The organism is Mesorhizobium sp. BH1-1-4, assembly GCF_020165665.1.
In the GTDB taxonomy this organism is placed as follows: Bacteria; Pseudomonadota; Alphaproteobacteria; order Rhizobiales; family Rhizobiaceae; genus Mesorhizobium.
On the sequence record NZ_JAIUIN010000024.1, the window covers coordinates 1 to 14,025 of the forward strand.

The window sequence follows — 14,025 nt, forward strand, 5'->3', positions numbered from 1 at the left end:
CGGCGAACCCATCATAAGGGGAGAAACTGTTACCTATGTATCCGGTTCAAACTGTTACCCATCTATCGGCTGGACACCGGCAGGCAGGTGAGGGGCAGCGCTAACGTTCGGTTGCTCCAACCGAACCGGTCGCTGCGCTCACCCCCAGATCATCAACGCTACCAGCCCGACGATCCCCACAACCAGCCGCCACCAGCCGAACAGCGAGTAGCCGTTGCGCGAGACGTAATCGAGGAGGTAGCGCACCACGACCAAGGCCGTGACGAAGGCGGCGACGAAGCCGATCGCGATGATCGGCAGGTCGGCCGAGGTCAGCACGTTGCGGTTCTTGAACAGGTCGAAGGCGAAGGCGCCGACCATGGTGGGGATGGCGAGGAAGAAGGAAAATTCCGCCGCCGCGCGCTTGTCGACGCCCAGTAGCAGCGCGCCGACGATGGTCGAGCCCGAGCGCGAGGTGCCGGGGATCAGCGACAGGCACTGGAACAGCCCGATCTGCAGGTAAAGTCGGGTCGGAAACCGCTCGACGTCGCGATAGACGGGCTTGAGATTCATGCGGTCGACGACCAGTAGCACCACGCCGCCGATGATCAGCATGATGCAGATCAGTCGTGGCGATTCGAACAGCACCGTCTTGATGAAGTCGTGCGCCAGCGCGCCGATGATCGCCGCCGGCAGGAAGGCGATGAGGATGCCGATGACGAAATGCCGCGTCAGCCGGTCATGCGGCAGGTCGAGCAGCATCTGCCACAGCCGGCGGAAATAGACGCTCAGGATCGCCAGGATGGCGCCGAGCTGGATCAGGATCTCGAAGGCCTTGCCGGTCGACTGGAAGCCGAGGAAATGGCCGGCGAGCAGGATATGGCCGGTCGAGGACACCGGTATGAATTCGGTCAGTCCCTCCAACAGGCCGAGCAGCAGGGCTTCGACGATGGTCTGGCTTTCCATTTCTACCTCGGCATTTGCATGACGGCTAACGGCACGGCTTGCTTGTCATGGCGTTGAAGTCCCCCTATAGGTCGCAGCACCCCTGACGGCCCGCTAACCGGGCGGCCAAGACTTACCGGTGCGCCCTGCGATTCGCCAGTGTGGCAATCCGGAATTCGCCATAGCTGGGACGAGCGCGATGCGCGAATTCCGGGTTCTGAGCCACACTGCCAACTCAAGTTCTGGTGTGGTTTGGATTTGAAGTTCCTGAACGCGGATGCCGTTGAGGGGACAGGAACTTCAAATCCAAACCACACCAGTGCGCTTTATCATCGCGGAACCATGCTGACGCTTTTCCATCACCCCATGTTCGCCACCTGCCGCTTCGTCCGCCTCGCCTTTGGCGAGTACGGCGAGGAGCTGGCGCTGATCGAGGAGAAGCCCTGGACGCGGCGCAAGGAGTTTCTGGCGCTGAACCCGGCCGGCACGCTGCCGATCCTGCTGGCCGAAGGCGACGTGCCGATCATCGGCGCGACGGTGATTTCCGAATATCTCGACGAGACGCGCGGCGTGCTCAAGCGCGACAAGCGGCTGTTCGCCGAAGACCCGATGCAGCGCGCCGAAATCCGCCGGCTGATCGACTGGTATCTCAACAAGGCCGAGAGCGAGGTCACCCGCCACCTCGTGCGCGAGCGCGTGCTGAAGCCGGTGATGCCGGAAACGGCTGGCGGCGGCTCGCCCGATTCGGGCGCCATCCGCGCCGCGCGCGCCAACATCCGCCAGCACATGAAATACACCAATTGGCTGGCCGGCACCCGCCACTGGCTGGCCGGCGGCAGGGTCACCTATGCCGACCTGGCGGCCGCCGCGACGCTCTCTGTGCTCGACTATCTCGGCGAGATCGACTGGCGCGAACATCCCGCCGCGCGCGAATGGTACACGCGGGTGAAGTCGCGGCCTTCGTTCCGGCCGCTCTTGACCGACCGCGTGCGCGGCCTGTCGCCGGTGTCGCACTATGCGGACCTCGACTTCTAACGCGGCAAAACTGCGTGCGCTGATCGACGCGGAGGCGCGGCGCGCCGGCTTCGCTGCCATTGCCGTCACCGCTCCCGACGCCATCCCGCTGGCTCCGGCGCGGCTCGCCGAATTCGTCGCCGACGGTTTTCATGGCTCGATGGACTGGATCGCTGAGACGATCGCGCGCCGCAGCGAGCCTTCGACGCTTTGGCCCGACGTGCGCTCGATCGTCGTGCTGGCGATGAATTACGGGCCTGACGAGGATCCGCGCGAGGTTCTGGCCAGGCCCGATCGGGGCGCCATCTCGGTCTATGCGAAAAACCGCGACTATCACGAGGTGATCAAGGGCCGGCTGAAGGAAATCGCCGGCAAGATCGTGGCGCGGACGGGCGGCGACGTGAAGGTCTTCGTCGACACGGCACCCGTCATGGAAAAGCCGCTGGCCGAGGCCGCGGGTCTGGGCTGGCAGGGAAAACACACCAATCTGGTGAGCCGCGAGCATGGCTCCTGGCTGTTCCTCGGCACCATTTTCACCACGGCCGAACTGGAACCGGACAAGCCCGAGATCGACCATTGCGGCTCCTGCCGCGCCTGCCTCGACGCCTGCCCGACCGATGCCTTCCCGGCACCCTACAGGCTCGATGCGCGGCGCTGCATTTCGTACCTGACCATCGAGAACAAGGGGCCGATCCCGCATGAATTTCGGGAGAAAATCGGCAACCGCATCTATGGCTGCGACGACTGTCTCGCCGCCTGTCCGTGGAACAAGTTCGCCCGCGCCGCGTCCGAGACCAAGCTCGCCGCCCGCGACGATTTGCGCGAGCCGCCGCTGGTCGAGCTGTTGCGGCTGGACGATGCTGCCTTCCGGGCCTTCTTCTCCGGTTCGCCGATCAAACGCATTGGCCGCGACCGTTTTGTCCGCAACGTGCTGATTGCCGCCGGCAATTCCGGCGAACAGTCGCTTGCCGGTACCGTGCGGTCCTTGCTCGGCGATGCCTCGCCGCTGGTGCGGGGCGCGGCAATTTGGGCGCTGGCGCGGCTGGTGCCGGAAACCGAATATGCCGAACGGGCCGCGGACGGCCTGCAGAGCGAGAGCGACGGCGCCGTCCGCGAGGAATGGCGCCTGGCGCGGCCAACCAGGACGCATGCATGAGCCAAAAGCAGGTTTTCATCTTCGGCGCCGGCTATTCCGGCAAGGCCTTTGCCCGTGCCAACAGGGGAGCCGCCACGATCGTCGGCACGACACGCTCCGAGGGAAAATTCGAAGCGCTGCGCCAGGCCGGCATCGTCCCGCTGCTGTTCGACGGCAAGTTGACGAACGAAATCGGCGAAACGCTTGAGAAAACCACGCATCTGGTGATCTCGGTCGCCCCGGAAGACCCCGGCGATCCCGTGTTGAATGCCACCCGCGAGGCAATCGTAGGGATGCCTGACCTGCAATGGATCGGCTATCTCTCGACCGTTGGTGTCTATGGCGATCATGGCGGCGCCTGGGTCGATGAAACGGCCGCCTGCCGGCCGGTGTCGAAGCGCTCGGTCATGCGGGTCGAGGCCGAGCAGGCGTGGCAGAAGTTCGGCAGGGAAATCGACCGGCCGGTGGCGATCCTGCGGCTGTCCGGCATTTACGGGCCGGGGCGCAATGCGCTGGTCAATCTGGAAAACGGCACCGCAAGGCGGCTGGTCAAGCCGGATCAGGTGTTCAACCGCATCCATTGCGATGACATTGCAGGCGCGCTCTGGCATCTGATCGGCGGCAATACGGGCGGCATCTTCAACGTCACCGACGACGAGCCGGCGCCGCCGCAGGATGTCGTCGCCTACGCCGCTTCGCTGATGGGTATCGAGGCGCCGCCCGAAATTCCCTTCGAGGGCGCCCAACTTTCGCCCATGGCGCGGTCCTTCTATGGCGAGAACAAGCGGGTCGCCAATGCGGCGATCAAGGCGGCGGGCTATCGGTTTCGCTTTCCCGACTACCGCGCCGCCTTCGACCATATGTGGGCAAGCGGCGACTGGCGCGACGGCGCGCCGCGCAGCCCGATGAAGGGCGCCAAGGCATGAGGACGATCGAAGCGTGACGCTTGGCGTGGTATGATTCGGCGGTTGCAGGCACGGGGGTGCGGTTCATGAAATCATCGACGCGATCGCTCGGCGCCAGAAATGCGGTGTTGGCGGTGGTGCTGGCCATTGCAGGCCTGGCCGCACAGCCGGCGGCCGCCGAGGAGCGGGCGAAAGACCTGTTCGGCGCCGAGAAACTGCCGACCGCCACCGCGCCGCAATCCTTCGGCTTCTATTCCAAGGGCTGTTTTGCCGGCGGCGTCGCCATTCCCATGGACGGCCCGACCTGGCAGGTGATGCGGCCGTCGCGCAACCGTCGCTGGGGCCATCCGGCAATGATCGCCACGATCGAGCAACTGTCGCGCGACGCGGCCGCCGATGGCTGGCCGGGCCTTTTGATCGGCGACATCGCGCAGCCGCGCGGCGGCCCGATGCTGACGGGCCATGCCTCGCACCAGATCGGGCTCGACGCCGACATCTGGCTGACGCCGATGCCCGACCGCACCATGACCAGGGCGCAGCGCGAGACCATGAGCGCCACGCTGATGGTCGACGAGAAGACGCATCTGGTGAAGGACGCATTGTGGACGCCGCGGCACACGGCGTTGCTGAAGCGGGCGGCGAGCTATCCGCAAGTCGAGCGCATCCTGGTCAATCCCGGCATCAAGAAAAAGCTCTGCGACACGGTCAAGGGCGACCGCACCTGGCTGCGCAAGATCAGGCCGTTCTGGGGCCACGACTACCATTTCCACATGCGTATCGGCTGCCAGCCTGGCTCGCCCACCTGCAAGGCGCAGGAAGCGACGCCGGATGACGATGGCTGCGGCAAGCCGCTGGCCTGGTGGTTCACCCAGGAGCCGTGGCGGCCCAACAAGAACCCCGATGCGCCCAAGGCGCGCGACGTGATGACGATCGCCAACCTGCCCAAGGAATGCCGGGCCGTGCTCGACGCGCCGGGGCCGGCCTCGGCCGAGGCGGCGACCTATCACGGCGGCGCCGTGCCAGTCGCGGTTGCCGCGCCCGAACCGGAAGCGCCGTCGCTGCCCGCCACCACGGCAAGCGGGACGGCCGGCCTGCCAAGCGCGGTGAACGCCTTCACGGCGACGCCCGAGGTCGGCGTGCCGGTGCCGCGGCCACGACCGCCCGCGAAATGAGTGTTGGGCGCCATCGGCCGTCTCAATCGGTTTAGCGGCCTGTTTTCATGAAACAGTGGCCGTTTGGCCGCATAACCCGACCCTGCACGCCGGCGGGTTCGAAAACCGTTTCCCTTTTCAAACCCATGCGCTAGTCAACGGAAGAACGGCAAAGCGCCGTTGGGGGCGCCGGGGAACGGACGAGAGCATGCCAAGCACAGCCGATGACGAGACTTTGCTGCGGTTTCCGATCCTGATCGGCGATATCGGCGGCACCAATGCGCGCTTTTCGATCGTGCTCGACGCCAATTCCGAGGCCGGCGAGCCGATGATCGTCCAAACCGCCAATTACAACACCATCGACGAGGCGATCCAGGCGGCGGTGCTCGACCGCTCGTCCGTCCGCCCCAATTCGGCGGTACTGGCCGTGGCCGGCCCGGTCGATGGTGACGAGATCGAGCTCACCAACTGTCCCTGGGTCGTCAAGCCGAGGCAGATGTTCGCCAATCTGGGCTTGAGCGATATCGTCGTCCTCAACGATTTCGAGGCGCAGGCGCTGGCCGTCGTGGCGCTCGGCGAAGAGCATATGGAAAAGATCGGCGGCGGCGCGCCCGAGCCCAACGCCGGGCGCGTCGTGCTCGGCCCCGGAACCGGACTCGGCGTCGCCGGGCTGGTCCACGCGCTGCACCACTGGATTCCGGTGCCCGGCGAAGGCGGCCATATGGACATCGGGCCGCGCACGCCGCGCGACTACCAGGTTTTCCCGCATATCGAGAAGCTCGAGGGCCGCGTTTCGGGCGAGCAGATCCTGTGTGGGCGCGGCCTGGTCAACGTCTACCGGGCGGTGGCCAGGGCCGATGGCAAGCCGGCGCCCTTGACCACGCCGGCCGAGGTCACCGGTGCGGCGCTGGCCAAGACCGATCCGGTGGCGCAGGAAGCGTTGGAGACCTTCGTCACCTGTCTCGGGCGTACGGCGGGCGACCTTGCCTTGGTGTTCATGAGCCGTGGCGGCGTGTTCCTCACCGGCGGCATCGCGCAAAAAATCGTGCCGGCGCTGAAGGAGGGCAATTTCCGCGCCGCCTTCGAGGACAAGGCGCCGCACAGCGCGCTGATGCGCACCATGCCGGTCTACGTCATCACCCACCCGCTGGCCGCCCTTCTCGGCCTTGCCGCCTATGCCCGAAACCCGTCGCTGTTCGGCGTCCAGACGGCGGGCCGGCGGTGGCGCGACGAAGTTAGTCACTCGAAGGCATAGGCAAGCCGGCTGCTTGGCGCTAATAGGGGTGCCGAATTGCCCGGCCACGGGAAGCGGAAACCGACAAAAGCCCTCTGATTTGACACTTCAAAACCCAACCAAGCAAAAGGCCACCCCCGGCGAGGTCACGGCGGTGCTCCGCCGCATCCTCGCAGAAAACGGCAACGAGTATCGTTGGACCTATGTCGTTGCCGTCGCCTGCTTGCTGATCGTTTCCGGCACCACCGCGTTCACGGCGTGGATCATGGCCCCGATGATCAACCAGATCTTCTACGAACGCCGCGGCGATATGCTCTGGTTGATCTGCGCCGGTTTCATGGGCGCCTCCGTGCTGCGCGGCTTCGCCGGTTACGGCCAGGCAGTCGCGTTGGCCAGTATCGGCAACAATCTGGTCGCGCGCTACCAGAAGCGTGCCTTCGACCATCTGATGAAGCTCGGCGTCAACTTCTTCAACGATACACGGTCCGGTCGGCTGGCGGCACAGGTCAGCGAGAATGTGGGCGGCGTTCGCGATCTGCTGTCGCTGACACTGACCTCCATCAGCCGCGACGCGGTCACGCTGGTCGCTCTCGTCGGCGTCATGATCTACCAGGATCCGGTGTTGTCGCTCAGTTCGCTGCTGATCGGCCCTCCACTGATCTGGGCCGTCGTCTACATCACCCGCCGACTGCGGCGTATCAACCGGGAATCCGTGCTGATCAATTCACGGCTGAACGGGTCCGTGCAGGAGGCCACACAAGGCATCGCCATCGTCAAGGCCTTTACCTTGGAGGCTGAGCTGGCGCGCCGCATCGGCATCATGGCGGACACGGCCGAGCAGCGGAACAACAAGATTGCCCGCGTCTCGGAGCGGCTGTCGCCGATTTCCGAGATTCTGGGCGGTCTCGCCATCACCTCCGTGCTCGCCTATTCCGGTTACCGGGCGCTGTATCTCGGGCAGCCGCCGGGCGCGGTGTTTTCCTTCATCACCGCGCTGATCATGGCCTACGATCCGGCAAGACGCCTGGCGCGCACACAGGTGGGCATGGAACGGGCGCTGGTCAACGCACGCATGATCTACGAGTTGCTCGACCTGGAGCCGAAACAGGGCGATGCGCCCGATGCTGTCGAGGCCAGGATCACCACCGGCGAGGTGCGCTTCGACAATGTGACGTTCGGCTACAACGCCGACATGCCGGTGCTGAGGGACCTGAGCTTTACCGCCGCCGCCGGCAAGGTCACGGCCATCGTCGGTGCCTCGGGCGCCGGCAAGTCGACGTTGGTGGCGCTGCTGCAGCGCTTCTATGACGTCGACCAGGGCAGCATCGCGGTCGATGGCCAGGACATCTCGAAGGTGACCAAGCATTCGCTGCGGCAGTCGATCGCCTATGTGGCGCAGGCACCCTATCTGTTCGAAGGCACGATCCGCGACAACATCCGCTACGGCCGGCTCTCGGCCACCGACGCGGAGATCGAGCAGGCCGCGACGCAGGCCGCCGCCGACGAGTTCATCCGCCAGCAGCCGCAAGGTTACGACACACCGGTCGGCGAAGGCGGCTCGACCCTTTCCGGCGGCCAGCGCCAGCGCGTCTCGATCGCCCGCGCCATCGTGCGCCAGGCACCGATCCTGCTACTCGATGAGGCGACCTCGGCGCTCGACAACGAGGCGGAGGCCCGCGTCCAGGAGGCGCTGACCCATGTCATGGAAGGCCGTACCACCATCGTCATAGCGCATCGTCTGTCGACGGTGGTCAATGCGGACCACATCATCGTGCTGGAAGAGGGACGATTGGTCGAGGAAGGCACCCATGCGACGCTGATGGCCGACCCGGACAGCATCTATTCCCGCTTCCACCGCATCCAGGGCAAGAAGGGGCTGGGGCTTGTCGATGACAGCAAGCCGATCCAAACTCCGGTTCGGGCCACGCGTGCGAAGAAGACTGCTGTGAGGAGCACATGAGCGAAGCAGGCGATATGGGCCTCGTGGTGGTGGGCGCCGCCGGCCGCATGGGCCAGACGCTGATCCGCGCCATCCACACCATTCCGGGCGCCCGCGTCATTGGCGCTGTCGAGCGCCCGGATTCTCACTATCTAGGCAAGGATGTCGGTGAGCTGGCGGGCATCGGCATCATCAATGTGCCGATATCAGACGATCCGCTGCCGGTCTTCGCCAAAGCCGATGGCGTGCTCGATTTCACCACGCCGGCCTCATCAGTCGAATTCGCCGGCTACGCAGCGCAGGCGCGTATCGTCCACGTCATCGGCACGACTGGCTGCTCGGCCGATGACAATGCCAGGATCGCCGCGGCCGCCCGCCACGCGACCATCGTCAAGTCGGGCAATATGAGCCTCGGCGTCAATCTGCTGGCGGTGCTGGTCGAACAGGCGGCGCGCGCGCTCGACGCCGACGATTTCGACATCGAGATCCTCGAAATGCACCACAGGCACAAGGTCGATGCGCCGTCGGGCACCGCACTGCTGCTCGGCGAGGCCGCCGCCGCCGGGCGCGGCATCGCCCTCTCCGGCAATGACGTGCGTTCACGCGACGGCCATACGGGTGTGCGAAAGCAAGGCACGATCGGCTTCGCCACGTTGCGCGGCGGCTCGGTGGTCGGCGACCACAGCGTGATCCTGGCCGGCACCGGCGAGCGCATCACGCTGTCCCATCATGCCGAGGACCGCGCCATCTTCGCCCGCGGCGCGGTCAAGGCCGCGCTCTGGGCGCGGGGCCAGAAGCCGGGACTGTATTCGATGCGGGACGTGCTCGGCCTAAGCTGAGCTTCCGATCCGCGAACCCCAAGGGAGCAAAAATGTCGAGAACCCTCGTGCTCGTGCGCCACGGCCAGAGCGAATGGAACCTGAAGAACCTGTTCACCGGCTGGCGCGACGTCGACCTGACCGAGCAGGGCCACGCCGAGGCCAAGGCCGCCGGCCAGAAGCTCAAGGCGCGCGGCCTGAAATTCGACATCGCCTTCACCTCGGCGCTGATCCGGGCGCAGAAAACCTGCCAGCACATTCTCGACGCCGTCGGCCAGAGCGACCTCCAGACCATCCGCGACCAGGCGCTGAACGAGCGCGACTATGGCGACCTCTCCGGCCTCAACAAGGACGATGCCCGCAAGAAGTGGGGCGAGGAGCAGGTGCATGTCTGGCGCCGCTCCTACGACGTGCCGCCGCCCGCCGGCGAAAGCCTGAAGGACACCGGTGCCCGCGTCTGGCCCTACTACCTGCACGACCTGCAGCCGCATGTGCTGCGCGGCGGCACCGTCCTGGTCGCTGCCCACGGCAATTCGCTGCGCGCGCTGATCATGGCGCTGGACGGCAAGTCTGGCGAGGAGATCGTCAAGCTTGAACTCGGCACCGGCGTGCCGATCATCTACCAGCTCAACGCGGATTCGACCGTGGCTTCCAAGGAAGTACTGGAAGGTTGAGAGCGTTCCTCCCCGTCACTATACGGGGAGAGGATGCCGGCAGGCAGGTGAGGGGCGGCGCAGGCGCCCGAAACTGAGCCGGCGAGCATCGGCCCGCGAAAAAAGCGCGTTGACAGCCATCGCTTGCCCGCTTACATGAGCCCGCACCAGCCCAGATGGCGGAATTGGTAGACGCGCACGGTTCAGGTCCGTGTTCCGCAAGGAGTGGAGGTTCGAGTCCTCTTCTGGGCACCATCTTTCCCGACTACCAACGGGATCACGGAGATAAGTCTTTCGATTCGCATCCGCATTTGTGTTTAGGCGCATCTGTCTGGTGAACGAAAAGGCTCATTACCACGTGCCACGCCCCACTGATGTCTAGGCATGTGCGCTAGCCTATGACCGAACATTTCCTATCGAATAATGCGGGGAAGAACGACGACGGCCACTAAGTTCCTATGCAGCGCTCCGTCCTTTTGTTCTGGCTGCGGCCGAAAGATGGACGCCGAACCGCTCGTCCACGTCCTGCATAACGTCGACAATTTGCAGAATGCGGGATGCTTGCTCCTCTACGGTCATAGGCTCTTGGGATAGCTGAAGAATAGTCCTTTGCTTTATCGCAGAGAGCTTGATGCGACCCTGCTCGCGAAGATGTGCAGCTCGCTCAATACCCGTTCTATACAGAAACCCAGACACCAAAGTAGCTGCGGCGGATAGAATGACGACCGCCCACTTAACCATTTTGTCGTCAGATGGATAAGCAGCCACCACCGTCGTTAGGAACGCCAAAAATAAACCTGAAACTTGGAGCCACCACGTCCAAGATTCCAGTTTCTGGGTTTCTTTCCAGTACCATTTCAGCATGTCATCGATCTGGTCTTCGACTCTTTCAGTTGCCTTCTCCAAGGACAAGACGCTCTTCGTCTGATTCAGTGTTGGCATTTTACCCCCCATAGATGGACACTTCGGTGTCCTTTTGAAGGATATAGGGCACCAATCGTCGCCGCAACTGTAGCGGAGCAATTGGTCAACCGAATTGCCACGAAACGAAGGGATTTAGTCTGCGTTCTGACTTCTCAGCGATCATCAATGCATCGTCACGGCCATCTATGCCCGTGGTCAGGACACCAGCATGGCTTCTCTCATGGATTGGCCATGCGTGAATTGGGATGTGCGGGCATGGATGCGCCAGCCCCCAACAAACCGCTTCAAACCGCCCCACCACTTCGCTACGCTCGCGCCATGGCCCCTTCCGTCAGCCCGACCATTGCCGCGCGCCGCGACCAGATGTTTCCCATCCTCGGCGATGCGGATGTCGAGCGGATGCGCCGGTTCGGCGAGGCACGGACCTATGCCGCCGGCGATCCTGTCGTCACCGCTGGTGAGGTCTCGCCTGGCCTGATCCTCATCCTGTCGGGCAAGGTCGCCATCACGCAGGCCTCGATCGGCTCGCGCGAGCCGATCATCACCCACGGCCCCGGCAATTTCGTCGGCGAGCTGGCGCAGCTCTCCAGCCGTCCGTCGCTGGTCAATGCCGAGGCTGTCGAACCGGTCGAGGCCGTCGTCATCCCCTCGCAGCGTTTGCGCGACCTGATGGTGCAGGAGGCCAATCTCGGCGAGCGCGTCATGCGGGCGCTGATCCTGCGCCGCGTCGGCCTGCTCGAAAGCGGCATTAGCGGGCCGATCGTCATCGGTCCTCCGGGCAATGGCGACGTCCTGCGGCTGCAGGGTTTTCTCGCCCGCAGCGGCCAGCCCCACCGCGCGCTCGATTCCGACAGCGACCCCTGCGCGAAAACGTTGATCGAGCGGTTCCATGTCGACCCGCACCATCTGCCGATCGTGCTTTGCCCAAGCGGCAAGCTGCTGCACAATCCCGGCGAGAGCGACCTTGCCCGCTGCATCGGGCTGTTGCGGCCGGTCGACGCCTCGAAGGTCTATGACGTCGCCATCGTCGGCGCCGGGCCGGCGGGGCTGGCGGCGGCGGTCTATGCGGCCTCCGAAGGGCTGTCGACCATCGTGCTCGATTGCCGGGCCTTCGGCGGCCAGGCCGGCGCCTCCGCGCGCATCGAGAACTATCTCGGTTTCCCCACCGGCATTACCGGCATGGCGCTGATGGCGCGCGCCTACAATCAGGCGCAGAAATTCGGTGTCGAAATGGTCATCCCCGACGAGGTGAAGCTGCTCGGTGCCGCCGGCGATGGCGCTCGCTACCAGCTTGCGGTCGGCGACGGCGAGACGGTGCGCACGCGCTCCGTGGTGATCGCCAGCGGCGCGCGCTATCGCCGCCTCGATGTCGCCAACCTCGCCGCGTTCGAGGGCACATGCGTGCATTATTGGGCCTCGCCCATCGAAGCGCGGCTTTGCGGCGGCCAGGAAGTGGCCCTGGTCGGCGCCGGCAATTCGGCCGGCCAGGCGGCCGTGTACCTTGCCAGCCAGGTCAGGAAGGTGGCGCTGCTGGCGCGTGGCGGCAATCTCGAGGCCTCGATGTCGCGTTACCTCGTCGAGCGTATCAGGGCGCAGCCGAACATCGAGGTGCTGACCGGCACCGAAATCGAGGCGCTGGACGGCGAGGAAGGCAATCTTGCCACTGTCCGCTGGCGCGACCGCTCGAGCGGCGCGGTAACGACGCGGCCGATCCGTCATCTCTTCCTGTTCATCGGCGCCGAACCGAACACCGACTGGCTCGCCCAATCCGACGTGGCGTTGGATGCCAGGGGTTTCATCCGCACCGGATCGGACATAGCAACGGCTAACAGTGGGATGGAGACGAGCCGCAGCGGCGTGTTCGCCATCGGCGACGTGCGCTCCGGCTCGGTCAAACGCGTCGCGGCGGCCGTCGGCGAAGGCGCCCAGGTGGTCGCTGCCTTGCATGCATTTCTGGCGCGGGAAGGCAGCCCCGCCGACGCGCCGAAAGTATGATCCCGAAAAGTGAGAACCGGTTTTCGGAAAAAGATCATGCTTCAAATGAGAGCCAGGTCGGGAGAGTGCGATGGCGGATGAGTGCAGACACGCGGCTGATGTGAGGGACGTGACGCCGAGCGCGCTCGGCTGCGAGGAATGCCTGAAGAGCGGCTCGTGGTGGGTGCATCTGCGGCTCTGCCGCACCTGCGGCCATGTCGGCTGCTGCGACGACTCCCCCAACCGCCACGCCACCAAGCATTTTCACGCCACCAGCCATCCCGTCATCGAGGGCTACGACCCGCCGGAAGGTTGGGGCTGGTGCTATGTCGACGAGGTGTTTATCGACCTCGGCGACCGCACGACGCCACAGAACGGTCCGATCCCGCGCTTCTATTGACGCAGAGCGGCCCGGATGCCCGCCGAGAAAACCCAAAAGCCCGGTTCGTCCTGGCTTTTTTGTGCAACGCAGTCTGCAGGCGCCCGGCCGAAAGAACCTCTGTTGCGACAAAGCCCCTGTTGCGACAAAGCTTTGACATGATCGCGGCTAGTTTAGAAACATTCAAAACTGGACGAGCCAAATGAACCCCACCTACACAGGCGCGCAGAAAGCCATCCACTGGGCCGTCTTCGTACTGGTCATAGGCCTCTACGGATTGACTTATCTGGAGGATCTTTTTCCACGCGGCGATCCCGGCCGTGCGCTGGTCTGGTGGTTCCACATTTCCTTCGGGATGCTGCTTTTCGCGCTGGTCGTCATCCGCGTCGCCCTGCGCCTGACGGTGGGAACGCCGGGACTGCCGCGGGAAATGTCGGGGCTCGAGCGATGGGCGGCCAGGGTCGCGCATCTCCTGCTTTACGCGCTGCTGGTAACCATTCCGGTGCTTGGCATCCTGCTCACCTGGTACAGGGGCGACGCCTTAAGCTTTTTCGGCCTCTTCACCATTCCGGCTCCGTTTGCGCCGAACAGCGGTACGGCGCGTTCCATCAGGGAGCTGCACAGCCTGTGCGCCAATCTCATCCTCATCCTTGCCGGGCTGCACGCGGCCGCGGCGCTATGGCATCATTTCATCCGCAAGGATGACGTGCTCAAGCGCATGCTGCCGACGCGATCCTGACGCAACCCAAGCAAAAGCGGATCAGCGGCAGGGAGTCTCGCTGCCTATCGTACCGAGCCCGTAACGGTACGGTCGACATCGGGAACGGATTTGCGGTCGTTGCCGGCAAGCGCGGCGATGAGCAGCAGGCTGGCCACCACCGGTACGAACAGGATGGCGACGCGGGCTTGTACGTAAAAAATGGCGCGCCATTCGCTGCGCTTCTCAGGGCTGTCGCTCATCATACTCACTTTGCC

14 protein-coding genes and 1 tRNA gene are annotated in these 14,025 nt (G+C 64.6%); 12 read left to right on the top strand and 3 right to left on the bottom strand.

Going from position 1 to position 14,025, the window contains the following annotated elements; genetic code table 11:
* Positions 1-138: 138 nt before the first annotated feature.
* A complete protein-coding gene (locus LB569_RS26960) occupies positions 139-945 on the bottom strand; it encodes an undecaprenyl-diphosphate phosphatase (protein WP_015314715.1) in 807 nt (268 codons plus the stop codon).
* Positions 946-1,266: 321 nt separating this feature from the next.
* On the opposite strand from LB569_RS26960, the gene LB569_RS26965 reads away from it, so the two are divergent.
* The 9 genes from LB569_RS26965 (at position 1,267) to LB569_RS27005 (ending at position 10,028) form a co-directional block, all read left to right on the top strand.
* Complete coding sequence (locus LB569_RS26965; protein WP_015314714.1) at positions 1,267-1,959, top strand: glutathione S-transferase family protein; 693 nt, start codon at positions 1,267-1,269, stop codon at positions 1,957-1,959.
* Positions 1,940-3,094, top strand: a complete 1,155-nt coding sequence (gene queG, locus LB569_RS26970) for a tRNA epoxyqueuosine(34) reductase QueG (protein WP_224694761.1) — start codon at positions 1,940-1,942, stop codon at positions 3,092-3,094. Before LB569_RS26965 ends, queG begins: the two co-directional genes overlap by 20 nt.
* Positions 3,091-3,999 carry an SDR family oxidoreductase gene (locus LB569_RS26975; protein ID WP_224694762.1) on the top strand — a complete coding sequence of 303 codons (909 nt, stop codon included), beginning with the start codon at positions 3,091-3,093 and terminating at the stop codon, positions 3,997-3,999. Before queG ends, LB569_RS26975 begins: the two co-directional genes overlap by 4 nt.
* A gap of 65 nt (positions 4,000-4,064) precedes the next feature.
* A complete protein-coding gene (mepA, locus tag LB569_RS26980; RefSeq protein WP_224694763.1) occupies positions 4,065-5,150 on the top strand; it encodes a penicillin-insensitive murein endopeptidase in 1,086 nt (361 codons plus the stop codon).
* A gap of 187 nt (positions 5,151-5,337) precedes the next feature.
* Entirely contained in the window at positions 5,338-6,384 is a 1,047-nt protein-coding gene (locus LB569_RS26985) for a glucokinase (protein WP_224539694.1), read from the top strand.
* Positions 6,385-6,463: 79 nt separating this feature from the next.
* Complete coding sequence (locus tag LB569_RS26990; protein WP_224694764.1) at positions 6,464-8,323, top strand: ABC transporter ATP-binding protein; 1,860 nt, start codon at positions 6,464-6,466, stop codon at positions 8,321-8,323.
* Positions 8,320-9,141 carry a 4-hydroxy-tetrahydrodipicolinate reductase gene (dapB, locus tag LB569_RS26995; protein WP_224694765.1) on the top strand — a complete coding sequence of 274 codons (822 nt, stop codon included), beginning with the start codon at positions 8,320-8,322 and terminating at the stop codon, positions 9,139-9,141. The genes LB569_RS26990 and dapB overlap by 4 nt, the downstream gene beginning before the upstream one ends.
* Before the next feature lie 32 nt (positions 9,142-9,173).
* Positions 9,174-9,794 (top strand): 2,3-bisphosphoglycerate-dependent phosphoglycerate mutase, encoded by a 621-nt coding sequence (locus LB569_RS27000; RefSeq protein ID WP_140703458.1) that lies wholly within the window; start codon positions 9,174-9,176, stop codon positions 9,792-9,794.
* Positions 9,795-9,943: 149 nt separating this feature from the next.
* Positions 9,944-10,028, top strand: a tRNA-Leu gene (locus LB569_RS27005).
* 201 nt (positions 10,029-10,229) lie between these two features.
* On the opposite strand, the gene LB569_RS27010 is transcribed toward LB569_RS27005, so the two are convergent.
* Positions 10,230-10,715, bottom strand: coding sequence for a hypothetical protein (locus tag LB569_RS27010; RefSeq protein ID WP_224694766.1), 486 nt, complete (start codon positions 10,713-10,715; stop codon positions 10,230-10,232).
* A gap of 300 nt (positions 10,716-11,015) precedes the next feature.
* On the opposite strand from LB569_RS27010, the gene LB569_RS27015 reads away from it, so the two are divergent.
* From LB569_RS27015 to LB569_RS27025, 3 genes are all read left to right on the top strand, one after another.
* On the top strand, positions 11,016-12,692 hold the full coding sequence (locus tag LB569_RS27015; protein ID WP_224694767.1) for an FAD-dependent oxidoreductase: 1,677 nt from the start codon (positions 11,016-11,018) through the stop codon (positions 12,690-12,692).
* A gap of 70 nt (positions 12,693-12,762) precedes the next feature.
* A complete protein-coding gene (locus LB569_RS27020) occupies positions 12,763-13,071 on the top strand; it encodes a UBP-type zinc finger domain-containing protein (protein WP_224694768.1) in 309 nt (102 codons plus the stop codon).
* Positions 13,072-13,252: 181 nt separating this feature from the next.
* A complete protein-coding gene (locus LB569_RS27025; RefSeq protein ID WP_224694769.1) occupies positions 13,253-13,789 on the top strand; it encodes a cytochrome b in 537 nt (178 codons plus the stop codon).
* 44 nt (positions 13,790-13,833) lie between these two features.
* Here LB569_RS27025 and LB569_RS27030 read toward each other — a convergent pair whose 3' ends face one another.
* The gene (locus tag LB569_RS27030; protein ID WP_041163272.1) at positions 13,834-14,013 is read right to left on the bottom strand and encodes a hypothetical protein; all 180 of its coding nucleotides are present in this window, start codon (positions 14,011-14,013) and stop codon (positions 13,834-13,836) included.
* Positions 14,014-14,025: the final 12 nt, after the last annotated feature.